This is a genomic window from Thermus brevis (assembly GCF_026427635.1).
Taxonomy (GTDB): Bacteria; Deinococcota; Deinococci; order Deinococcales; family Thermaceae; genus Thermus; species Thermus antranikianii.
Window position 1 is genome coordinate 2132800 of record NZ_CP102606.1, and the last position, 22224, is coordinate 2155023.

At 64.8% G+C, this 22224-nt stretch carries 24 protein-coding genes; 9 read left to right on the forward strand and 15 right to left on the reverse strand.

Going from position 1 to position 22224, the window contains the following annotated elements; all coding sequences use genetic code 11:
• Positions 1-63: 63 nt before the first annotated feature.
• Genes KQ693_RS11505 through KQ693_RS11525 form a run of 5 tightly spaced genes read right to left on the reverse strand, consistent with a single transcriptional unit; the run spans position 64 to position 2374 of the window.
• Positions 64-357, reverse strand: coding sequence for a HepT-like ribonuclease domain-containing protein (locus tag KQ693_RS11505; protein WP_267261369.1), 294 nt, complete (start codon positions 355-357; stop codon positions 64-66).
• A gap of 46 nt (positions 358-403) precedes the next feature.
• Positions 404-694, reverse strand: coding sequence for a nucleotidyltransferase family protein (locus KQ693_RS11510; RefSeq protein ID WP_038069996.1), 291 nt, complete (start codon positions 692-694; stop codon positions 404-406).
• The gene (gene rpiA / locus KQ693_RS11515; protein ID WP_267261370.1) at positions 691-1374 is read right to left on the reverse strand and encodes a ribose-5-phosphate isomerase RpiA; all 684 of its coding nucleotides are present in this window, start codon (positions 1372-1374) and stop codon (positions 691-693) included. Before rpiA ends, KQ693_RS11510 begins: the two co-directional genes overlap by 4 nt.
• Before the next feature lie 2 nt (positions 1375-1376).
• Positions 1377-1844 (reverse strand): thioredoxin-dependent thiol peroxidase, encoded by a 468-nt coding sequence (gene bcp / locus KQ693_RS11520; protein WP_267261371.1) that lies wholly within the window; start codon positions 1842-1844, stop codon positions 1377-1379.
• A gap of 44 nt (positions 1845-1888) precedes the next feature.
• Positions 1889-2374, reverse strand: coding sequence for an adenosine diphosphatase (locus tag KQ693_RS11525; protein WP_239725427.1), 486 nt, complete (start codon positions 2372-2374; stop codon positions 1889-1891).
• Positions 2375-2438: 64 nt separating this feature from the next.
• Here KQ693_RS11525 and mqnC point away from each other — a divergent pair, with 64 nt between their 5' ends.
• On the forward strand, positions 2439-3566 hold the full coding sequence (mqnC, locus tag KQ693_RS11530) for a cyclic dehypoxanthinyl futalosine synthase (RefSeq protein WP_267261372.1): 1128 nt from the start codon (positions 2439-2441) through the stop codon (positions 3564-3566).
• Here mqnC and trpA read toward each other — a convergent pair.
• The gene (gene trpA, locus KQ693_RS11535; RefSeq protein ID WP_267261373.1) at positions 3563-4342 is read right to left on the reverse strand and encodes a tryptophan synthase subunit alpha; all 780 of its coding nucleotides are present in this window, start codon (positions 4340-4342) and stop codon (positions 3563-3565) included. The genes mqnC and trpA overlap by 4 nt on opposite strands.
• Positions 4339-5556, reverse strand: a complete 1218-nt coding sequence (gene trpB, locus KQ693_RS11540) for a tryptophan synthase subunit beta (RefSeq protein WP_219758609.1) — start codon at positions 5554-5556, stop codon at positions 4339-4341. The genes trpA and trpB overlap by 4 nt, the downstream gene beginning before the upstream one ends.
• Positions 5557-5740: 184 nt before the next feature.
• Here trpB and thyX point away from each other — a divergent pair, with 184 nt between their 5' ends.
• A complete protein-coding gene (thyX, locus tag KQ693_RS11545; RefSeq protein WP_038070007.1) occupies positions 5741-6541 on the forward strand; it encodes an FAD-dependent thymidylate synthase in 801 nt (266 codons plus the stop codon).
• Positions 6542-6552: 11 nt separating this feature from the next.
• Here the strand turns inward: thyX and ligA are convergent, their stop codons facing one another.
• Positions 6553-8577: an NAD-dependent DNA ligase LigA gene (gene ligA / locus KQ693_RS11550; protein ID WP_267261374.1), complete on the reverse strand. Its 2025-nt coding sequence runs from the start codon at positions 8575-8577 to the stop codon at positions 6553-6555.
• A 60-nt stretch (positions 8578-8637) separates the two neighbouring features.
• Between ligA and KQ693_RS11555 the strand changes: the two genes are divergently transcribed.
• Together KQ693_RS11555 and KQ693_RS11560 are read left to right on the forward strand one after the other, a co-directional pair.
• Positions 8638-9762 (forward strand): BMP family lipoprotein, encoded by a 1125-nt coding sequence (locus tag KQ693_RS11555; protein ID WP_267261375.1) that lies wholly within the window; start codon positions 8638-8640, stop codon positions 9760-9762.
• Between the two features lie 72 nt (positions 9763-9834).
• The gene (locus tag KQ693_RS11560) at positions 9835-11325 is read left to right on the forward strand and encodes an ABC transporter ATP-binding protein (RefSeq protein WP_267262384.1); all 1491 of its coding nucleotides are present in this window, start codon (positions 9835-9837) and stop codon (positions 11323-11325) included.
• Here the strand turns inward: KQ693_RS11560 and KQ693_RS11565 are convergent.
• From KQ693_RS11565 to KQ693_RS11585, 5 genes are read right to left on the reverse strand one after another with little or no spacing between them, the layout of a single operon-like run.
• On the reverse strand, positions 11322-12275 hold the full coding sequence (locus tag KQ693_RS11565) for an LptA/OstA family protein (protein ID WP_267261376.1): 954 nt from the start codon (positions 12273-12275) through the stop codon (positions 11322-11324). The genes KQ693_RS11560 and KQ693_RS11565 overlap by 4 nt on opposite strands.
• Before the next feature lie 12 nt (positions 12276-12287).
• Positions 12288-13145, reverse strand: coding sequence for an LptA/OstA family protein (locus KQ693_RS11570; RefSeq protein ID WP_038030284.1), 858 nt, complete (start codon positions 13143-13145; stop codon positions 12288-12290).
• Positions 13142-13693, reverse strand: coding sequence for a hypothetical protein (locus tag KQ693_RS11575; RefSeq protein WP_416376360.1), 552 nt, complete (start codon positions 13691-13693; stop codon positions 13142-13144). Before KQ693_RS11575 ends, KQ693_RS11570 begins: the two co-directional genes overlap by 4 nt.
• A gap of 54 nt (positions 13694-13747) precedes the next feature.
• Positions 13748-14770 (reverse strand): lipid II:glycine glycyltransferase FemX, encoded by a 1023-nt coding sequence (locus KQ693_RS11580; protein WP_267261378.1) that lies wholly within the window; start codon positions 14768-14770, stop codon positions 13748-13750.
• A gap of 3 nt (positions 14771-14773) precedes the next feature.
• Positions 14774-15523 carry a response regulator gene (locus tag KQ693_RS11585; RefSeq protein WP_267261379.1) on the reverse strand — a complete coding sequence of 250 codons (750 nt, stop codon included), beginning with the start codon at positions 15521-15523 and terminating at the stop codon, positions 14774-14776.
• A 51-nt stretch (positions 15524-15574) separates the two neighbouring features.
• On the opposite strand from KQ693_RS11585, the gene pheA reads away from it, so the two are divergent.
• Positions 15575-16396, forward strand: coding sequence for a prephenate dehydratase (gene pheA, locus KQ693_RS11590; protein ID WP_267261380.1), 822 nt, complete (start codon positions 15575-15577; stop codon positions 16394-16396).
• Here the strand turns inward: pheA and KQ693_RS11595 are convergent.
• Complete coding sequence (locus KQ693_RS11595) at positions 16393-17025, reverse strand: CBS and ACT domain-containing protein (RefSeq protein WP_219758617.1); 633 nt, start codon at positions 17023-17025, stop codon at positions 16393-16395. The two genes, pheA and KQ693_RS11595, sit on opposite strands and share 4 nt — an antisense overlap.
• 84 nt (positions 17026-17109) lie before the next feature.
• Positions 17110-17544, reverse strand: a complete 435-nt coding sequence (locus tag KQ693_RS11600; protein WP_267261381.1) for a hypothetical protein — start codon at positions 17542-17544, stop codon at positions 17110-17112.
• Positions 17545-17641: 97 nt separating this feature from the next.
• Between KQ693_RS11600 and KQ693_RS11605 the strand changes: the two genes are divergently transcribed.
• The 4 genes from KQ693_RS11605 (at position 17642) to speE (ending at position 22186) form a co-directional block, all read left to right on the forward strand.
• Complete coding sequence (locus tag KQ693_RS11605) at positions 17642-18133, forward strand: OmpH family outer membrane protein (protein WP_015717686.1); 492 nt, start codon at positions 17642-17644, stop codon at positions 18131-18133.
• 79 nt (positions 18134-18212) lie between these two features.
• Positions 18213-20813 (forward strand): FtsK/SpoIIIE family DNA translocase, encoded by a 2601-nt coding sequence (locus KQ693_RS11610; protein WP_267261382.1) that lies wholly within the window; start codon positions 18213-18215, stop codon positions 20811-20813.
• Between the two features lie 22 nt (positions 20814-20835).
• Positions 20836-21237: an S-adenosylmethionine decarboxylase gene (gene speD, locus KQ693_RS11615; protein ID WP_038030290.1), complete on the forward strand. Its 402-nt coding sequence runs from the start codon at positions 20836-20838 to the stop codon at positions 21235-21237.
• 4 nt (positions 21238-21241) lie between these two features.
• Complete coding sequence (gene speE / locus KQ693_RS11620; protein WP_038030292.1) at positions 21242-22186, forward strand: polyamine aminopropyltransferase; 945 nt, start codon at positions 21242-21244, stop codon at positions 22184-22186.
• Positions 22187-22224 lie beyond the last annotated feature (38 nt).

Sequence of the window (22224 nt, forward strand, 5' to 3'; positions counted from 1 at the left end):
GCGCCCCGGGCGGGAAGGACCTTCCCGCCCTAGCCCAAAGGCATGCCCTTCACAACCCCGATTCTACACCCAACCCCAACCTTGCTGCAAAACCCGCTCTACCCAGGCATAAAGCTGCGGCACCTTGTTCCTCACCACGTCCCAGACCAATTCCAGGTCTACACCAAAATAATCGTGGACCACCACATCCCGAAAACCGGCTATCTTCCGCCACTCCACTTCCGGATGGGCAAGCTTAAAGCCCACAGGAAGCCGCTTAACGGCCTCCCCTATCACCGTGAGGTTGCGGAGGACAGCGTCTACGGTTCGCTCGTCCTCCAAAAAAGCCTCATACGACATCCCCTCCGTGTAGCGCACAATCCGCTGACACGCCAAGAATATGTCTTCCAATAACAAGGAGGGGTCACGCGACACGCAGGCCTTCCCGCTCCACGATCCGCCGCAAGGAGGGCTTTAGCGCCCTCAAACGAACCACGTCCACAGGTACACCCAAAAGGTCTTCCAGGTAAAGCTTTAAAGCCATGAGGCGATCAAAGGAAACCGGCTCTATAAGCTCAACAGCCACGTCCAAATCGCTTCCAGGGCCGGCCTCTTTTCGTACAAAGGACCCAAACAAGAAGAGGTCCTTCACACCCAGGGCTTGAAGTTCGTCCCTATGAGCACGCAAGCGAGCCAGGATCTCCTCGAGGCTCATGGCAGAATCTCCTCCACCCCCATGGGTCCCGCCACCAGGGCCCGGGTGGCGAGCCCCACGAAGATCCCCGTTTCCACCACCCCGGGGATCTCCAAAAGAGCCTTGTGGAGGCCCAAAGGATCCCCGATGGGGCCAAAGCGCACATCGGCGATGAGGTGGCCCCCGTCGGTGAAATAAACCTCATCCCCGTTCATCCTCAGCTCCGGCTCCCCCCCAAGGGAGCGGATGGCCCTTAGGGTGGCCAGGTGGCCAAAGGGCACGATCTCCACCGGCACCACCCCGCGGCCCAATACCGACACCTTCTTGGTGTGGTCGGCGATGACGATGAACTCCTTGGCGTTGCCCTCCACGATCTTCTCCCGCAACAGAGCCCCACCAAGGCCCTTGATAAGGGAGAGGTCCGGAGCGATCTCGTCAGCCCCGTCAATGGCCAGGTCCACCCCCTCTGGCGGAAGATCCACCAGGGGAATCCCCTCCCTCAGGGCCAGGTCCTTGGTGGCCTCGGAGGTGGGAACTCCCTTAACCCCCCTAAGCTCCCCTTCCCTCAACCGCCGGGCCAACTCCAAGACGGCATACCTAGCCGTGGACCCCGTGCCCAAGCCCACCACCATGCCATCCTGCACAAAGGCTACCGCCGCATGGGCAGCCTCCTTCTTGTAGCTTTCCAAAGGCCTTTCCATCCTCAAGACCCCCTCAGGGCTCTCAGGGCCTCCGCCACCTCCTCGGCGTGGCCCTCCGGGGAAACCTTGCGCCAGACTTTGGCAATCCGGCCCTCGGGATCGATCAGGAAGGTCTGGCGCAAAACCCCCTCGTACTCCTTGCCGTAAAGGTTCTTCTTCCCCCAAGCCCCGTAGGCCAGGATGACCTCCCGCTCGGGATCGGCAAGAAGGGGAAAGTTCAAACCGTACTTCTCGGCGAAGCGCTTATGGCTTTGGACATCGTCCGCCGACACCCCAAGCACCACGGCACCCAGGTCCTGCAGATCCCCCATGCGGTCGCGGAAGCCGCAGGCCTCCTTGGTGCAACCCGGGGTGTCGTCCTTGGGGTAGAAGTAGAGAACCACCCACTTCCCCCGGTAATCGGCAAGCCGGTGAATCCGCCCCTCCTGGTCCGGCAGGGCAAAGTCGGGCGCAGCAGTTCCAGGCTCCATGAGGGCATCTTACCCCAAGCCCCCAAAGCCGGGATAAGGGGGCGCTAAAGTTTATAGCCAAAACGGCGGAGAAGGTCCTTGCGCCAGGCCACCTCGGCCTCGTCCTCCACCCCCAGGGGCTTAAAGCCATCCATGACCCCCAGGATGGCCCGTTGCTCCCCTTCCTCCGCCACCACCACCTTGAGGGGATTGGCAGTGGCGGCATAGATGCGTACCACCTCCGGGCAGGCCTTCACCGCATGAAGCACGTTGATGGGGTAAAACCCCTCCCCTAAAACGATGAGGAAGCTGTGCCCCGCCGCCAGGTTGAGGAGGTTCTTGACCGCAAGCTCGGTAAGCTCGGGATCGGTGCCCGAGCGCCGCACCAGGCGCTTGCCGCTGGCCTCGGAGAAGGCCAGGCCGAACTTGATGCCCGGCACGGCGGTCACCAAAGCCTCGTGCAGGTCCTCCACCGTCTTGATGAAGTGGGCCTGGCCCAGGATGACGTTCAGGTTTTCCGGCTTCTCGATGGGGATTACCTTGAGTTCCATGCCTACATTTTACCCGTGGCCCAGCCTCCAACCGGCGAAGCCCTAAGGGTGTAGCATAAGGCCCATGGATGTGCTGGAAAAGGCCGTGGCGGGAGAAAGGCTTTCCGAGGCGGAGGTCATGGCCCTCTTTGAACTGCCCCTTCCCGAGCTGGCCGCCGCCGCCCACGAGGTGCGCTTGCAGAAGACCGACCCCGAGGTGGTCACCTTCCTCATAGACCGCAACATCAACTACACCAACGTCTGCACCGTGGCCTGCGCCTTCTGTGCCTTTTACCGCACCCGGCGGCAAGAGGACGCCTACACCCTCACCTACGAGGAGATCGCCAGGAAGGTGGAGGAACTCTACCAGGTGGGGGGAAGGCGCATCCTCATGCAAGGAGGCGTTAATCCGGACCTGCCCTTGGAGTGGTACCTGGACCTCCTGCGCTACCTGAAGAACCGCTTCCCCGACCTGCGCATCGATGCCTTCAGCCCCGAGGAGATCCTGGGGTTGGAACGGCTTACCGGGCTTAAGGCTGGGGAGATCCTGGAAAAGCTGATGGAGGCTGGCCTGGACGGGATGCCGGGGGCCGGGGCGGAGATCCTGGTGGACGAGGTGCGCCACAAGGCCGCCCCTGCCCGCATCCAGACCGCCGACTGGTACCGCATCGTGGACGCCGCCCAGGCCCTGGGGCTTTACACCCTGGCCAGCATGGTGATCGGTTTCGGAGAAGGCCCAAGGGAGCGCACCCTTCACCTCTTAGGCATCCGCGCCCAGCAAGACAAGGCCCTGAAGCAGTACCGGAATGGCTTTGCCGCCTTCGCCCTTTGGACCCTGCAGGTGGAGCACACCCGCCTGAAGGGCAAGGCTCCCGGGGCCACCGCTCACGAGTACCTGAAAACCCTGGCCATCGCCCGGCTCACCCTGGACAACTTCGCCCACCTCCAGGCTTCCTGGCCCACCCTGGGGTTCAAGGTGGCCCAAGCGGCGCTTTACTACGGGGCCGACGACTTCGGCAGCACCATGCTGGAGGAAAACGTGGTCTCGGCGGCAGGAGGGCATGGGCGCACCCACGCCACGGTTCGGGAGATCGTGCGCCACATCGTGGACGCAGGCTTCAAGCCAGCGGAGCGCGACCCGCTTTACCGCATCCTGCGGTATCCGGACCCCAAGGCCATCCTGGAAGAGGAAGCCGAGCTTCCCCTGGCCTAAGCGGGTTCCTTCTGCAAAAGCCCTTGGCGGATCTCCTCGAGGAGAGGAGCCAGGGGCCGACCCCCCTCGAGGGCCCGCACCAAGGCGCTTCCCACCACCACCCCGTCGGCCACCGCCGCCTGGGCCGCGGTTTCCCGCCCCGAAACCCCAAAGCCGACGGCCACGGGCAAGGAGGTTTTGGCCTTGATCCGCCGCACCAGGTCCCGCACCTCGTCGGGCAGGCGCTCCCGCTCCCCGGTGACCCCGGTGACGGAAACCGCATAGATGAACCCGGTGGCGTAGCCCACCACGGTTTCCACCCGCCTATCCGTGGAGGTGGGGGCCAGGAGAAATACCGTTTCCAGGCCGATCTCCTGCGCCAGGCGCACCAGGGAAGGGTCCTCATCGGGAGGAAGGTCGGGCAGGATGAGGCCCGTGGCCCCCGCCTGCTTGAAAAGGCTGAAGAACCGCTCCGGCCCCCAGGCCAGCACGGGGTTCAGGTAGGTCATGAGGAAAAGGGGCTTTTCGGTGAGGGCCCGCACCTCCCGGAAGAGCTCCAAAACGCCCTGGACGCTCATCCCCTTCCTCAAGGCCTCCTCGCTGGCCCGCTGGATCACCGGGCCGTCCCCCAGGGGATCGGAGTAGGGGAGGCCAATCTCCAAAAGATCGGCGTAGGGCAGTACCTCCTTCACCGCCTGCAAGAACCCTTCCCGGCTGGGGAAGCCCGCGGTGAGGTAGGGGATTAAGGCGGCCCGGCCCTCGGCCTTGGCCCGGGCGAAGGCTTCCAGCGTGGTCATAGCTCCCCTCCCAGAAGGCGCATCACCTCGGTCACGTCCTTATCCCCCCGGCCCGAGAGGTTGATGACCACGATCTGGTCCTTGTCCATCTCCGGGACCACCTTGGCGGCGTGGGCGATGGCATGGGCGGATTCCAAGGCGGGGATGATCCCCTCGAGGCGGGCGAGGAGCTTGAAACCCTCGAGGGCCTCCTCATCCGTCACCCCAGCGTACTCGGCGATGCCCTGGTCGGCATAGTAGCTGTGTTCCGGTCCCACCCCGGGGTAGTCCAGCCCGGCGGAAACCGAGTGGGCCGGGGTGATCTGGCCATCGTGGTCGTAGAGGAGGTACATGTAGCTTCCGTGAAGCACCCCCCGCTTTCCCGCCCCGATGCTGGCGGCGTGCCTGCCGGTGGAAAGCCCTTCCCCGGCGGCCTCCACCCCAATGAGCCGGGGGCGCTCCTTCTCGGGAAGGTAGGCAAAGGGAGCGAAGAGGCCGATGGCGTTGGACCCTCCCCCCACGGCGGCGATGAGGGCGTCGGGGTAACGGCCAAAAAGCTTGAGGCTTTGCTCCTTCACCTCCTCCCCGATCACGCTTTGGAACTCCCGCACCATCATGGGGTAGGGGTGGGGACCCACCACCGAGCCCAGGATGTAGAAGGTGGTGCGCACATGGGTGAGCCAGTCCCGGATGGCCTCGTTGGTGGCGTCCTTAAGGGTACGGCTTCCCGCGGCCACGGGACGCACCTCCGCCCCCAGAAGCTTCATGCGGAAGACATTCAGGGCCTGCCGCCTTACATCCTCCTCCCCCATGTAAACCACGCATTCCAGGCCAAAGAGAGCGGCCACCGTGGCCACGGAAACCCCGTGCTGCCCGGCGCCGGTTTCGGCGATGACCCGCTTCTTGCCCATGCGCCGGGCCAGGAGGGCCTGGCCCAGGGTGTTGTTGATCTTGTGGGCCCCGGTGTGCAAAAGGTCCTCCCGCTTCAGGTACACCTGGGCCCCGCCCCAGTACTCGGAAAGCCTCCTGGCGTGGTACAGGGGAGTGGGCCGGCCGGCAAAGGTCTTGAGGTAGTACTCAAGCTCCGCCAAGAATGTCGGGTCCTTCTTGGCCTCCCTGTAGGCGGCCTCCACCTCCTCCAGGGCCGGGATCAAGGTTTCGGGAACGTACCTTCCTCCGTAAGGACCGAAGCGTCCTCGAGGGTCGGGCAGGGGAAAGTCTGGCAACCTCAACATACTCGCTCCGAAAATGGGCGCACTGGCGCCACAAAGCCTATCCATCCTACATGCCGCAAGCCCTTAGAGCCAAGGTCAAGAGGGCCTGTAGCGCCCGTGCCGCCACTTGTAGGCAAAGGGGGTGCGGACCCGCATGAGCTTAGGGTAGACCCCTTTGGGCCAAAGGGCAAGTAGACTCAAGGGCATGGAGATTGCGGTTTTGGACAAGGGGTTCGTGCGCCTGGTGGAGGTGATGGGAAGCGATGCCTCCATCGTCCAGGCAGCCAGGGTTTCCTACGGCCCCGGCACCAAGACGGTGCGGGAGGATGCCGCCCTTATCGACTACCTCATGCGCCACCGCCACACCAGCCCCTTTGAGATGGTGGAGTTCAAGTTCCACGTGAAGGCTCCCATCTTCGTGGTGCGCCAGTGGTTCCGCCACCGCACCGCCAGCGTGAACGAGATCTCCGGTCGCTACTCCGTCCTCAAGGAGGAGTTTTACGAGCCACAAGCATGGCGGAAACAAGCCCGGCGGAACAAGCAGGGCTCCGAGGGGGAGCTTTCCGATGAGGAAGCCTCCCTTCTCCTCAAAGGGGTGGAGCGGGAAGCCTACCAGGCCTACCAAACCCTTCTGGAAAAGGGGATCGCCCGGGAGATGGCCCGCATGGTCCTGCCCCTAAACCTCTACACCGAGTTCTACTGGAAGCAGGACCTCCACAATCTTTTCCACTTCCTGGCCCTGCGCCTGGATCCCCATGCCCAGTGGGAAATAAGGCAGTACGCCAAGGCCATTGCTGAAATAGTCAAGGCCCATGTGCCCCTGGCCTGGCAGAGCTTTGAGGAGCACGTATTAAAGGGAGCCCATCTCTCCCGTACGGAGCTTAAGGCCCTCCAGGGGCTTCTCACCCCGGAGCTTTACGAAAAGGCCCTGAAAGAGCTTGGCTTGTCCGGTTCCAGGCTCCAGGAGGCCCTGGAAAAGATCTTTAACCCAGGCCTGCCCGACTGACCCCACCCGCCTTAGGAGGCCAGGGTTTCCAGACGCTTCCCCGTGCGCTCCTCTATGAGCCTGTACAGCTCCTCCTCCGTCAGGGTGGGCACCCCCAGGGCCCGGGCCTTCTCCAGCTTGCTCCCCGGGGCCTCCCCCACCACCAGGTAGCTGGTCTTGCGGCTCACGGAATCCGTCACCTTGGCCCCCAGGCGCCTCAAGAGGGCCTTCACCTCCTCCCGGGGGCGGGAAAGCTCCCCGGTGATGACGAAGGTAAGGCCCTTTAAAGCCTCTTCCCCCCGTTCCTTGGCCTCCATCTCCACCCCAGCCTCCTTGAGGCGCCTCACCAGGTCCCGGAAGGCAGGGTCCTGCAGGGTTTCGTAAATCCCCCGGGCGGTGAGTTCCCCCACCTCCTCCACCTGGAGGAGTTCCTCCAGGCTGGCCTCGAGGAGGCGGTCCATGGTGCCGAAGTGGGCCGCCAGGTTGCGGGCCAGCACCTCCCCCACCCCCGGCAGTCCCAGGGCATAGAGGAGCCGCTCCAGGCCCCGGCTCCGGCTCTCCTCAATCTGGCGGAGAAGGTTCCCTGCGCTCTTCTTCCCCATGCGTTCGAGGCCCACCAGGTCCTCCTCCTTAAGCCGGTAAAGGTCGGCCACATCCTTCACCAAGCCCTTTTCCAGGAGCTTCTCAATGAGCTTCTCCCCAAGGCCCCCGATGTCCATGGCCTTACGGGAGGCGTAGTGGCGGATGGCCTCAAAGCGCTTGGCCGGGCACAAGGGATTGGGGCAGCGGTGCACCTTGCCCTCCTTGACCAGGCGGTGGCCGCACTCGGGGCAGGTTTCCGGCCAGCGAATGGGCCTCTCCTCCCCGGTCCTCTTCTCCTTCAGGACCCTGAGGACCTCGGGGATCACCCCCCCCGCCTTGTGCACCAGGACCCAGTCCCCGATGCGCACGTCCAGCTCCTCAATGTAGCTTTCATTGTGCAGGGTAACCCGGCTGACCTCGCTTCCCTCAATGAAGACGGGCTCCAGGATGCCCACCGGCGTCACCCTGCCCGTGCGTCCCACCTGGAAGACCACCTGAAGCAGGCGGGTTTCCTTCTCCTCCGCGGGGAACTTGTAGGCGATGGCAAAGCGCGGGGCCCGGGCGGTGTACCCCAGTTCCCGCCAGAGGGCAAGCTCATCCAGCTTCACCACCACCCCATCCGCCTCAAAGGGAAGGCTTCGCCGCTCCTTCAGCCAGCCCTGGTAGATCTTTTCCACCCCCTCTGCCCCTTCTGCCCGGGCAAAGCCATGCTCCACGGGAAACCCCTTCTCCCTAAGCCAGTGAAGGAGGTCCAGCTGGGTCTTGAGCCCGCTTTCCTCCAGGCCGAGGCCCAGGGCGTAGAAGGTGGCCCTGAGGCCCCTCCTTGCGGTGATCCGGGGGTCCTTCTGCCTGAGGGAGCCGGCGGCGGCGTTTCTGGGGTTTTTGAAGATCTTCTCTCCCTTTTCCTCCAGCTCCTCGTTGAGGCGGAGGAAGGCCTCTATGGGCATGTACACCTCGCCCCGGACCTCGAGGCGCTCCGGTACCCCTTTAAGCCTTCGGGGAATGGTGGGGATGGTGAGGAGGTTCTGGGTGACCTCCTCCCCTGTTTCCCCGTCCCCCCGGGTGGCCCCCCATACCAGAATCCCTTCCTCGTAGTAGAGGTTCACGGAAAGGCCATCCACCTTGTGCTCCACCGTGTACACGAAGGGCCCCTTCCTCCCCAAGGCCCGCTCGATCCGCTCCTCAAAGGCCCTGACCTCCTCCAGGGTGAAGGCGTTATCCAGGGAGTACATGCGGGTGGGATGGCGGATGGGGCGGAAGGTGGCCTCGAGGGGCTTAGCCCCCACCTGCTCCGTGGGGGAATCCGGGCTTTTGAGCTCGGGAAAGCGTTCCTCCAGCTCCTTAAGCTCCCGCAAAAGCCGGTCATATTCGGCATCGGAGATCTCCGGGGCATCCAGGACGTAGTAACGGTAGTTGTGGTAGCGGATGAGGTCCCGGAGCTCGTTGATCCGTTTGCGAGCCTCCTCCAGGGTCATGCCTTGAGTTTACCGAACCGGGTATAATGCCCTACGGCGAAATGCCATAGGAGGTGGCAGATGAAACGTATTGTGGCCCTTTTGGCGGTATTGGCCCTAGGTTTGAGCCTGGCCCAGGTGCGCGTGGGGATCGCCTTTGATGCGGGCGGCAAGTTTGACCGCTCCTTCAACCAGTCCGCTTGGGAAGGAGCCCAGAAGGCAGCCAAGGACTTCGGGGTTAAGCTCTTCGACTTCGAGCCCGCCGACCCCTCCCAGGTGGGCCAGGGCATCCGAACCTTCGCCGAGGAGGGCTTTGACCTGGTGATCGGGGTGGGCTTCGCCAACGAACCCGCCATCACCGCCACCGCCAAAGAGTTCCCCAAGGTGAACTTTGCGGTGATCGACGCCGTCCCCGGGGAAGGCAAACTTCCCAACGCCGTGGGCCTGGTCTTCCGGGAGCACGAGGGGAGCTTCCTGGTGGGCTACATCGCCGGCAAGATGAGCCGCACTGGGGTGGTGGGTTTCATCGGCGGCATGGACATCCCCCTCATCCACAAGTTTGAGGCAGGCTTCCGGGCCGGGGCGGAGTACGCTTTCAAGGAGGACAAGATCCAGGGCAAGGTCCTGGTGGGGTACGTGGGCAACACCCCCGCCGCCTGGAACGACCCCGCCAAGGCCAAGGAGATCGCCGCCAGCCAGGTGCGCCAGGGAGCCGACATCACCTATGCCGCCGCCGGTGGTTCAGGCCTGGGACTCATCGACTACGTGAAGCAGGCCAAGTGCCTGAAGGAAGGCGGGGCCATCCGCTTCGTGCGGAAGGCGGACCCCTACGCCAAGGTGCCCAAGTACGCCGACTACACCAAGACCTGCGGCACCGACGGCACCAAGGCCACGCCCCTCTTCTTCATCGGGGTGGACGCCAACCAGAACTACCTGGGGGACACCGACAACAACCCCAACACCCTGAACCACGGCCTCACCTCCATGATGAAGCGGGTGGACGTGGCCACCTACGAGGTCATCAAGAGCGTGGTGCAGAAGGCCTTCAAGGGTGGGGTGCGGGAGTTCGGCCTGGTCAACAACGGGGTGGGCTACGCCCTGGACGAGTACAACAAGGCCCTGATCCCCGCTGCGGTGGTGAGCAAGCTGGAGGTTTTGAAGCAACAGATCATCAAGGGCCAGCTCAAGGTGCCTGAAAAGCGCTAAAGGAAGGGCTCTCTAGGCCGGGGGGTTCCCCCGGCCTTTTTGTATACTCCGGGCGTGGAGGCTAGCGGAGCCATCGCAAAGGCCCTGGTGCTCAAGGACATCACCAAGCGCTTCCCCCTGGTCCTGGCCAACGACCACATCAGCCTGGACCTGAACTGGGGCGAGGTCTTGGCCCTGGTGGGGGAAAACGGGGCGGGGAAGTCCACCCTGATGAAGATCGTCTACGGCCTGCAGCCGCCGGACAAAGGGGAGATGTGGGTGGACGGCAAGCCCTACCGGCCCAAGAGCCCCCTGGACGCCATCGCCCACGGCATCGGCATGGTCCACCAACACTTCATGCTGGTGGAGCCCTTCACCGTGCTGGAGAACCTGGTCCTGGGCCTCGAGCCGGGAAGCCCTCTATACCTCAATCTGGACGAGGCCAGGAAGCGGGCCACCGCCCTCATGGAGGAGCTGGGCTTCCAGGTACCCCTGGACGAGCGCATCGAGAACCTCCCCGTGGGCTTGCAGCAGCGGGTGGAGATCCTCAAAGCCCTCTACCGCCAGGCCAAAATCCTCATCCTGGACGAACCCACCGCCGTCCTAACCCCCCAGGAGGCGGAGGAGCTTTTCCGCTTCCTCAGGGCCTATGTGGCCAAGGGAAACGCCGCCATCTTCATCAGCCACAAGCTGAAGGAGGTGCTTGCCGTGTCCGACCGGGTCACGGTGATCCGGGACGGAAGGGTGGTGGGCACGGTGAAGACCCCGGAAACCTCCTTGGAGGAGCTGGCCCGGATGATGGTGGGAAGGGAGGTGGTCTTGAGGGTGGAAAAGGGCCCCGCCAAGCCGGGCGAGGTGGTGCTGGAGGTGGAGGGCCTCGAGGCGCCCCCCAGGCTAAGGGGGGTGAGCTTCTTCGTGCGGGCTGGGGAGATCGTGGGCATCGCCGGGGTGGAAGGGAACGGCCAGACCGAGCTGGTGGAGGCCCTGGCGGGCCTGCGCAAGTACCGGGGAACGGTGCGCTACCTGGGCCACCCTCTTCCCCACCTGGCCCTCAAGGTACGGGAGGCGGGCGTGAGCCACATCCCCGAGGACCGGCTCGCCCGGGGGCTGGTCCTGGACTTCTCCGTGCGGGAAAACGCCATCCTGGGGGACCAGCACCGCCCCCCCTTCCGGGGCTTCCTGGGCTTTCTGGATGGGAAGGCCATGGAGCACCACGCCCGGACCCTGGTGGAAACCTTTGACGTCCGCCCTCGCTCCACGGACCTCTCCGCCCGGCGCTTCTCCGGGGGGAACCAGCAGAAGATCGTGGTGGGCAGGGAGCTTTTGCGGGGGCCCCGCCTCCTCATCGCCGCCCAGCCCACCCGGGGCGTGGACGTGGGAGCCATAGAATTTATCCACCAACGCCTGGTGGAGGCCCGCGACCAGGGCCTGGCGGTGCTTCTGGTTTCCGCCGACCTTTCCGAGGTGATCAGCCTCTCGGACCGCATCCTGGTCATGTACGAGGGGCGCATCGTGGGGGAACTCACCCCGGAAGAAGCCAAGGAAGAGCGCCTGGGCCTTCTGATGGCGGGCGTGCCCGCCTAGTCGCCGCGGAACTCCCCGGCCACCCCACCCAGGACCACCACTTCCCCGCTCTTCAGGGCGTAGCGCACCCGCTCCCCCCGCACCACACCCCTTTCGTCCCGGCTTTCCACCTTCCCATACAGGAAGGCGTACCCTTCCTTTTCCCGGAGAAGCGCCCGCTCGGCCTTGGTGGTGCGCCCGCCCTGGCTAAGCTCCACCCCTCCGAGAAGCCAAAGCCGGTCCTCGTCCAGAAGATAGCGCAAGGAGCCCGCCTTGCCCGAAAGGGGTTTTTCCCCCTCGCGGCGCACTTCCAGAGGACCTTCCAATAGGGCCTCCCCGGTGTCGTTTTGGTAGCGGAGCCTCTGCCCCTCCACCCGCATCTGCCCCTGGGCCACCGCCACCTTTCCGGGGGCCGGCCTTAGCTCCAGCCGGCCTTCCTCCTCCAGGTACCGGGCCTCTCCCCCGGAGAGGAAGAGCTCCTCCACCCCACCCCGCTCCACCACCGCCAGGGGCCCCCTGGCCTCCACCTCCTCCCCCAGGCGCACCTCCACCCCCTTGGGGTCAAAGAGGACGAGGCGGAGGTAGCGCTCCCCTTTCCCTTCGCCAGCCCTTCGCAAACGCATCAGGTAGGGAAGTCCCTCCTGTTCCCAATCGGGGTTATAGGCCACCTCCACCCTTTCCCCCACCTTCAGCCCCTCCTCCACCGCGCTTCCCGCATCCCGGAAGAAGGCTCGGTTCTCCACCTGGACCCTCTCGGGGGAAAGGGCTTGCAGCTCCCCTACCAGGAGGTCCCCGTAGTCCGCGTAGAAGAGGCTTCCCTCCTCCCCGCTCACCCAGGCCACCACCTTCTTCTCCTTGCGGGTGAGCTCCACCTGGGGGTGGAAGACCTCCTGGGCCAGGGCGAGGAGGCAAAGAGCAGCCACCCCAAGGAGGAACCTTAGGGCATGGCGGCAAGGGCGGGAGAGGAGCACCTTAAACCCCGCTTACTTCTCCCCAAGCTTCCTAAACTCCCCCACGGGCAGGCGGAACTCCTTGCCGTAAACCCGCACCTGGTGGCGGTTCACATTGTGCTGGAGCGTGTTCCCCGAAAGCCTGAACCCTTCCTTCTTGTTCTCGCTCACCGCCGGCCTGCCCAAAACGATGGCCTCCCCGGTGGTATCGTCGTAGTAGAGGCTCTCCCCCGTGGTGACCAGATCCCCGTCCTGAAGCCGCACCCCCCCGGTGGCGATGAGCTTTTTGGGTCCGGTGAGGCTTCGCACCTCCTTGGCCCGGATCACCAGGTCCCCGTCCTTGCGCTTGCGGGTGAGGACCACTTCCTTGGAATCGGTGAACACCGCCAGGCCCTTCTCCTCCTCGTAGTAGACAAAGGCGGCCCGCCCCTCCTGGTTCCCGCTCTTAAGGAGGGCATTTTCGCTGCTGGAGGTGTCCGTGTCCACCTGGAAGGTCATGCGGCTGGCCTCCACCTCCACCGGGTCCTCCCCCGGCTTGGGCTCCTGGCGCATGCGGGCCGGGCCCAGAAGCTCTCCCTCCCCGGTCTTCTCCCGGTAGACCAGAACCGGCCCCCTGGCCTCCACCCGGCCCCGGCGCACCACCACCCCGCCCTCAAAGCGGGCCTCCCGCTCCCCTTCCGCCTCCTGCATGGTCTTGCCCTTGGGAGCGGTGAGGGTGGCCTTGGGGGAGCGGATCTCCAGGTCCTTCACCCGGCCCCTCACCTCCCCCTCAAAGGTCCAGGGGCCGTAGCGCAGGTCCCCCGAAAGCCGACCCCCTTCCACCTGAATCACCCGGACGCCGGAAGCGGCCAAGGCCAAACCCAAAAGGGACAACCAAACCCACCTTCTCATGAGCTACCTCCTTCCACGGTACAAGGACCAAAGGTGCCACCCGCGGGAAACTCAAACCGCGGGCTTTCCGCTTCTATGCGCTCCATGCCGAAATCCGAGCGAAAGCCCTGGGCCTCTCCCCTCAGGTTAGGAGCCTCGATCCGTACCCAGGGGGCGAAAAACCCCTCCTTCTGACGGATGAGGACCTCCCCCCTGCCCGGGGCGGAGAGCTGGAGGCGGAAGCATCCCTTCAGGATCTCCACCCGGGCGAAAGGAGCCCGCAGGTTATCCCCTGGCTCCACCGCCACCTCGGGGGCGAAAAGGCGCAGGTCCAGCCGGTCCTCCACATAGCGTTCCCCCTTAAGCCCCCCCTGGATGCGGAAAACCCCTCCCTCCTCCACCATCTCCTGGGCGGTGAACCGCCACTCCACCCCCTCCTCCTCGGGGAAAAGGTAGAACTCCACCCCCTTAAGGCGCACGCCTTCCGTGGGCAAGGGCCTTGGCGGGGGCCGGAGGAACCAACAAACCATACTGAGGATGACAAGAAGGAGAAGGAGGAGCCGCACCACCTTCCCACCTTACCCAAGGCCCCTTGAGAAAGATGACAAGACCCGCAAGCCCTTTCAGCCCAGGACATCCCGCGGGTTCCCCCGAACCCGCAGGTTCACCCAGGTCTTGCGCAGGCGCAGGAGGAGCTTCAAGGGACGGTAGAGGGGGGAAAGGGGCAGGGTGTAGGCGGGAAACTGGACGCGTCTACCCCCAAACCCCTCCTTGAAGCGCCATATCCCCTCTGCATGGCTGCCCTCCGGGGTCCTGGGCACGCCCCATAGGTCGTAGATGCGGTAGCCGCGTCCGATCCCATGGCGGATGGCCGCCAGGTGCATGCCCATGGGAGCCTTGGCCTCGGGGTGGGCGCGGCTGCTCCCCCCGTAAAGGTAGTCCACCTTACCAGCGAAGGCCACAAAAAGCCCCGCCGCCAAGGCCTCCCCATCCTTACGGGCCACGGCCAAGAAGGCCTCCCCATAGGGCTGGTTCATCTCCCTGAGCACCGCCTGGTAGTACTCCTTTGCGTGCTGCAGGAGCTTGGCCCGGCGGTTGGTCTCCTCGAAGAGGCGGAAGAACTCGGGAAAGGCCTCCTCCCCCTCCACGCCAAGCTCCGTGCGCTTGAGGGCCAGGCGGGCATTGCGGCGGTGCATCTCCTTCATCCCCTTGAGGAGGGCTTCTTCCCCTTGGGTGAGGTCCAGCCATAGGGAATAGGCGGGCTGGATGGATTCCTCGAGGAGGAGGCCAGGGAAGGTGGGGGAAGGTTCCTCCGCTGGCCATCCCGCCTCGGGCTCTAGGACCAGGTGGGTACCCCGCACCCCCTGGGCCAGGGCCTTGGCCACCAGAGGCAGGTCCTCGAGGCGGGAAAGGGCAGGTCCCCTAGGGGCATAGGCCAGGCGGAGACCCCCAGGCAGGGGGCGCAGCAGCACCTGGGCTGCCCCCAGAAGCCCCTCCTTTCCGTAGACCGCAAGTCGTCTGGGCACCCAGCCGGAAAGCCGCTTCACCTCCCCCCAGCCCCAGGACTGCAGGGCGCTGGTGATGGGGAGGCTGGAAACCATCCGGTTCCAGGCCTCAGGATCGGTGATCTCTAAAAGCTCGGCCACCCCCTAAGCGTACAGGGCCTGGGCCAGCTCTTCCAGGAGGCCGTTCCCCTCCAGGGGTAGCCGCTTCTCCTTCAGATAGGCCTCCAGGTGGGAAGCCAGGCGGGGGTCCTGCACCCGGGCTGCCCGCTCCCTCAAGGGCACCAAAGGCCAGCCAAAGGCCAGGTGGCCAAGGAGGTCATAGAGGTCGTATTCGCCGGGAAGAATGCGCCGCAAAAGGGCCTCGGTCCAGCCCTTGGCCAAAAGGTTTTGCAGAAGGGCACGGCGGCTTGCCGTCTTTCGCCAAAGGAGCTTGAAGCGGGCCTCCTCGGGCAAGGCGTGCCGCAAGCGGCTACCCACCTCCTCGAGGCTATTTACCCGCTCCCCGCCGGGCAGCACATACCCTTCCCGGGCAAGAAGGTTTTCCACCACCTCCTTAAGCCGGCGGCCGGAAACGGGCTTCTCCAGGAAGAGATCCGCCCCCAAAGCCCGGCTGGGTCCCTCCAGCTCCTTGCCACCCCCGGTGAACATGATCACCGGCACCTTGGCCAGGCGGCGCACCGCCCGGATGCGCCCCAGGAGGGTGAGGCCATCCATATCCGGCATCATGATGTCCAGGAGGATCAGATCCGGGGTTTCCCTGCGCAGATGCTCCAGGGCGGCTTTCGCCGAATCCGCCAGCACCACCTGGTGGCCGGCCCCGGAAAGGAGGAGCTCCAACAGGTGCCGGATGCGGGGGTCATCGTCCACCACAAGCAGCCGCGCCACAAGGGCCATGCTAAGGGAGGCGCCTTTCCCCTGTCTACGGGAAGCGGTAGGATGAAGGGCATGAGGATCGCCTTCCAGGGAACGGAAGGAGCCTATAGCGAGGAGGCCCTGCTCAGGAACTTTCCCGGCTCCACCCCCATAGGCTTTCCCACCTTCCACCAGGTCTTCGAGGCGGTGGAAGCAGGGGAAGCACAGCTCGGGGTGGTGCCCGTGGAGAACACCACCGCAGGCAGCATCAACCAGACCTACGACCTGCTTCTGGAAAGCGACCTCCACGTGGTGGGAGAGATCATCCACCGGGTGGAGCACTGCCTCCTCGCTCCCAAGGGCACCGAGCTCAAAGACCTCAAGGCGGTCAAAAGCCACCCCCAGGCCCTGGCCCAGTGCGACGGCTTCCTGGCCCGCATGCGCCTTACGCCCATCCCGGTTTTTGACACGGCAGGGGCAGCCCGGTCCCTGTCGGAGGACCCCGAGCCCGGGGTGGGGGCCATCGCCAGCCGGCGGGCCGCGGAGCTTTACGGCCTAAAGGTGCTGGCGGAAAACATCGAGGATTACCCCCACAACTACACCCGGTTCTTCGTCATCGGGCGGGAGGAAGCCCCTAAGGGGGAAGGTCCCCACAAGACCAGCATCGTCTTCGCCGTGCGCCACCGGCCCGGAGGGCTTCTGGAGGCTCTTTCCGTGTTCGCCGAGGCCGGGGTGAACCTCACCAAGCTGGAGTCCCGGCCCAGGCGCGATAAGCCCTTCAGCTACCTCTTTTACCTGGACCTCGAGGGCCACCTGGAAGACCCCGGGCCCGCCCAAGCCCTTCTGGGCCTTCTCAGGCGGGCCGCCTTCCTCAAGGTTCTGGGCTCCTATCCTGCCTACCGCAACGGCGCCTAACCGGGGCGTACGTCCACCACCCGCTCCCCGGCGGCCCGAAGCCGGTCAGGGACACCCTCCACATCCTCCCCCACCACCCTCAGGACCAGGCGCTGGTACCCGTTCAAATGGGCAGCGGTGGCGATGGAAACGATGTTGGCCGGGGGAACCGCCCGGGCCATCTGGGCCAGGGCCCCGGGTACATCCGGGATGTCCACGGTGATGCGCAAGCCCCCCATTTTAAGCCCCAATACCTCAATAAAGGCCCTCAGGACATCGGTCACGGTGATGATACCCACCAGTTTCTCCCCGTCCATCACCGGAAGGCCACCGATCTTCTTCTCCTCCATCAAAAGGGCTGCCTTCTCCAGGGGTGCGTCGGCCTCCACGGTGATCACCGGCTTGGCCATGACCTCCTGCACCGTGAGCTTGGAGAGGAGGTAGTTCATCTCCCACACGGAGAGGGTGGTGGCCTTGGAGGGCATGGCGTCCTTGAGGTCCTTGTCGGTGACCAGGCCGATGAGCTTCCCGTCCTTCACCACCGGCAAGCGCCGGAAACCCTTGTTCTTCAAAAGGTTGATGGCCTCCAGCACCGGGGTATCCGGGGCCACGGTGAGGGGGTCCTTGGTCATCCAGTCCCTGACCAGCATGGCTTCACCTCCGCTTCCTAGTTTACCCCGTGATAAAAAGAAAAATGTCCCCGCCCAAAGCTGGGCGGGGGATGAAGGATGGCTTTAGCGCAGATTGGCCCCGATTACCGTCCGCGGGAAGCGTCCTCCTCCAAAGGCGTAGAAATACTCCCCATCGAGGAAGATCCCTGTGCGGGCGTCCAGGAGGAACTCCACCCCCAGGGAGAGATGAATCCCCACCTCACCCAGGCCGGCAAAGTAGCCGGCGAGCCCCCCGCCGAAATAGGGACGTATCCCCCTGAGGTCCCTATCCCACTGGCCCAGGTCAGGCTTAAACAGCACCTCGCCCGCCGCCAGGAAACTGGGTCCGCCGGGAAAGAGGTCCACGAATCCCCGGAAGGCCAGGTTGCGCTCCAAAGGCGCCTCCAGGCCCAGTCCCAGCCCCGCCGGGGGCAGGGATAGGCGGAAGGACACCGCCCGCTGGGCAAGAGCTCCCGTGCCCAAGGTCAACAACGCCAACATCCAGAGCACCTTGCGCATAATCCACCTCCTCCATGCATGGTACCCCCACCTGGGGCAAAGCGATAGAGAGGCTTCTCTCACGCACCCTTCACCCTAAAGCCTTAGGCTTTCTCCTATGAAGCGCTTTCCCCTAGCAGCTCTCCTATTGGCCCTTGGTGCCCTCCTCACCCCCATGCTGGCCCAGAACAAGAACGTGGCCACCCGGCTGGGGTTCGTGGATGCGGATGCCCTGGTGCAGGCCCATCCCGACTACAAGAAGGTGCAGGACCTCCAGGCCCAGGCCCGCAAGGAGCTGGCTCCCCTGGAGGAGAAACTCAAGCCCCTGGACCAAAAGATCCGTTCGGGCCAGGCCACGGCCAAGGAGCGCCAGGACTACGAGGCCCTCCTCAAGACCTACCAGGACACCCTGAAGAAATGGCAGGACCGGCAGAATCCGGTACTCAAGCCCATCCTGGAGGAGGTGGACCAAGCCATCGCCAAGGTGGCCAAGGCCCAGGGCTTCGCCGTGGTCATGAGCCGCCAGGTGGCGGCCCAGTCGGGGCTCGTGGTCTACGCCGACGAGGACACCGACCTCACCCAGGCGGTGATTAAGGAGCTGAAGAAGTAGCCCCCTAACCTCAGGCCCGGGGGAAGTATGCCCCGGGCTTCCCTTTTCCCTTCCATGCCGCCAGGTTATAATCCTTCCGATGGCGAAGCGGAAACCGGCTAGGCCCAGCCGAAACCGCGACCTCGAGGCCCTGGGTACCGTGGCCTTGGGGGCGGGGGTCTTCTTTGCCGCTCCCCTTCTACCCTTGCCCACGGGGGCCTTCGGGTCCTTCCTCCGGGAAACCTTCTACCAGGCGCTGGGCCTACCCGCTTACCTCCTTCCGCCAAGCCTTTTCCTCCTGGGGGCCTTCCTCTTCCGGAACAAACCCCTAAAGCCTCTTCTTCGCCACCTTCTTTTCCTTTACCTCCTGGCCTTCGCCCTCCTTCCCCTCCTGGGACCCCTTTCGGGCCGGATGGGCGAGGAAGTGCGCTCCTTCCTGGAAGCCAAGGCAGGGGCCTTGGGCTTCCTCCTTCCTCCCATCCTGGCCTCCTTGGTCCTGGACCTCTGGCGGCGAAAACCTCCTTTTCACCTCCTTCTCACCGGCCTGCACCTGGGGGTGGAGGGCGTGCGCCGGATCCGCCACCGCCTGAAAGCCCTTCTTCTCAGGCAAAGGATCGGCTTCCTCGCCCGCCTTTACCCTGAACACACCGCCCTAAAGGCCCTGGCGCAGAACCTCTCCCCTGCGGAACTCCCGGGGGTGGAAAAGGCTTTAAGGGAGTTTCTGAAGGAACGGGCCGCCGAGCTGAAGCGGCAGATGGAAGAGGACCAAAGGCCCCTGGAACCCCGGCTCCAAGCCCTTCTCCAAGGCTTGAAAACCCCTGTGCCGGGGGAAGGTCCCCTGCGGGATGCCCTGGAGGAACGGCGGGCAGCCCTTCACCTCGAGGCCCAGGCCCTTTTATCCCGCTTGAAAGCCCTTCTCACCTTTCCCGCACCCAAGCCCAGCGTGGGAGGCCTGGTCCAGGGCCTAAGGCTTCGGGAAGAGCGCAAGGCCCGCTGGGGGGAGCTTTCCGGTCTGGTCCAGGACCTCGAGGGGCGCTACGAGGAGCTTTCCTCTTGGCTATCCTTCCTCTCCCGGCATCCCGAGGCCCAGGCCGAGGGGCTTAGGGCCCTCCTCACGGGGAATCCCCCGCCCGCTGTTTCTCCCCCACCCCCTGCCCCTGAACCGGAACCCTTCGACCTAGACCTGGTCTTCCCCGAACCTTCCCCAGCCCAGGTCCAGCCGGACCCTCCTTCACCGCCCCGCTCCCGTCCCCAGAGCACGGCCCTGGCCCTCCCCACCCCGGACCTCCTGGACCCCCCGGAGCCCAAGGGAACCGCCCGGGGCCTGGAGGAGGAGGTGGAAAGGCTAAAGCGCACCATCGCCGACACCCTCAAGCACTTCGGGGTGCAGGCGGAGGTGGTGGGCCATGCCCGCGGCCCCTCCGTGATCCGCTACGAGCTTCTGCCTGCCCCCGGGGAGAAGATCAGCCGCATCCAGAGCCTGCAAAACGACCTGGCCCGGGCCCTGGCGGTGGGGGCGGTGCGCATCGAAGCCCCTATTCCCGGGAAAAACACCGTGGGCCTCGAGGTGCCAAACCCCAAAAGGGAGCTGGTGCGCTTTTCCGAGGCGGTCCTCTCCCCTGCCTTCCAAAACGCCAAGGCCCTTCTGCCCCTGGTCCTCGGCAAGAGCATCGAGGGGGAGATCTGGGTAAGGGACCTCGCCAAAATGCCCCACCTCCTCATCGCGGGCTCCACGGGAAGCGGCAAGAGCGTGGCCATCAACGTCCTTATCGCAAGTCTCCTCTTCAAACACCTCCCCACCTCCTTGCGCTTCCTCCTCATCGATCCCAAGATGGTGGAGCTCACCCCTTACGAGGGCATCCCCCACCTGGTGCGCCCCGTGGTCACCAGCCCCGAGGAAGCTGCCGGGGTCCTGCAAGGAGCGGTGGCCCACATGGAACGGCGCTACCGGCTCCTAAGCGGGGTGGGGGCCAGGAACCTGGAACAGTACAACGCCAAGATGGAAAAGGAGGGCGGGGAAACCCTTCCCTACCTGATCATCGTGGTGGACGAGCTGGCCGATCTGATGATGACCGCCCCCAAGGAGGTGGAATCCGCCATTCTGCGCCTGGCCCAGATGGCCCGGGCCACCGGCATGCACCTCATCCTGGCCACCCAGCGGCCCAGCGTGGACATCCTCACCTCCCTCATCAAGGTGAACATTCCCGCCCGCCTGGCCTTTGCCGTGTCCAGCGGCTTCGATTCCCGCACCATCCTGGACACCCAAGGAGCGGAAAAGCTCATCGGCCAGGGGGATGCCCTCTTCTACCAGCCCGGGCTCACCAAGCCCGTGCGCCTGCAGGTACCCTACCTCTCCGAGGAGGAAGTAGGGCGCCTGGCCGGCTTCCTCAGGGGCCAGAGTTACGAGGACCGCTTCGCCGAGGCCTACGGCCAGGACTTTGAGCCCCCCAAGGGGCCGGAGGGCGCGGGCCCCGGCGAGGTGGACTTCTCGGATCCCCTTCTCAAGAAGGCGGCGGAGATCGTGGTGGAGGAGGGCTACGGCTCCGTAAGCCGCCTGCAGCGCCGCCTTTCCATCGGCCACGCCCGGGCCGGGAAGCTGATGGATGCCCTCGAGGCCATGGGAATCGTGGGCCCCTCCAAGGGTTCCAAGCCCCGGGAAGTCCTCATCAGCAAAGAACAGCTCAAGGACTTCTTCGGGTAAAGGTGTGCTATCATGGCCCTTTGTGGAAACGGTGCCGGGCGGGCGCTGGGTGGCGGAAATCTACGGTTGCGACCTGGATGTCTTGGAAAACCCCAAGATGGTGGAGGCAGCCCTCCTGGATGCGGTGATGCGCCTGGGGGCACCCAGGGGCTCGGCCCAGTCGGTGGTGTACAAGTTTCATCCCCAGGGGCTCTCGGCGGCGGTGGTGAGCCCGGTGGCCGCGGTGATGATCCACACCTGGCCCGAGGACAACGCCTCCGCCACCCTGGACCTCTACTTCTACCGGGATGGAGTGGACCCCGAGGAGGTCCTGAAGGGGCTCTCCCGGGCCTTCGGGGCCAAGGAGGAATCGGCCTTCCGCTACTGGCGGGGAACGGAACACGCCATCAAGCGCCGGGCCTTTGGCGGCCAGCAAGGAGGTTGAAGCTATGGACTACGGCATGTACTTTTTTGAGCACATCACCCCTTACGAAACCATGGTGCGGCGCATGGAAAGGGTGATCGCCTCCGGCCGCACCAAGTACCAGGACTACTTTCTATTTGAAACCAAGGGCTTCGGCAAGGTGCTGGTCCTGGACAAGGACGTGCAGAGCACGGAAAGGGACGAGTACGTCTACCACGAAACCCTGGTCCACCCGGCCATGCTCTCCCATCCCGAGCCCAGGACCGTGCTCATCGTGGGAGGCGGGGAAGGGGCCACCCTGAGGGAAGTGCTCAAGCACCCCACCGTGGAACGGGCGGTGATGGTGGACATCGACGGGGAGCTGGTGGAGGTGGCCAAGCGCCACATGCCCGAATGGCACCAGGGAGCCTTCGAGGATCCCCGAACGGTCCTGATCATCGACGACGCCCGGGCTTACCTGGAGCGCACCCAGGACACGTACGACGTCATCATCATCGACCTCACGGACCCCGTGGGGGAGGACAACCCCGCAAGGCTTCTCTACACGGTGGAGTTTTACCGCCTGGTGAAGGCCCACCTGAACCCAGGCGGGATCATGGGCATGCAGGCGGGGATGATCATGCTTACCCACCACCGCGTGCATCCCGTGGTGCACCGCACGGTGCGGGAGGCTTTCCGCTACGTGCGGAGCTACAAGAACCACATCCCCGGCTTCTTCCTGAACTTTGGCTTCCTCCTGGCCTCGGATGCCTTTGACCCCGCGGCCTTCTCCGAAGGGGTCATCGAGGCCCGCATCCGGGAGCGGCAGCTGGCTTTAAGGCACCTCTCCGCCCCCTACCTCGAGGCCATGTTCGTCCTGCCCAAGGACATCCAGGAGGCGGTGGAAACGGAAACCATGGTATCCACCGATGCGAACCCCTTCTACCTCACCCCGGAGGGCGAGGCCCGCCAGTCCCCCTACCGGGGCTAAGGGGGCCTCTCTCAGGGTTTCTCACCGGGAGCGTGGTA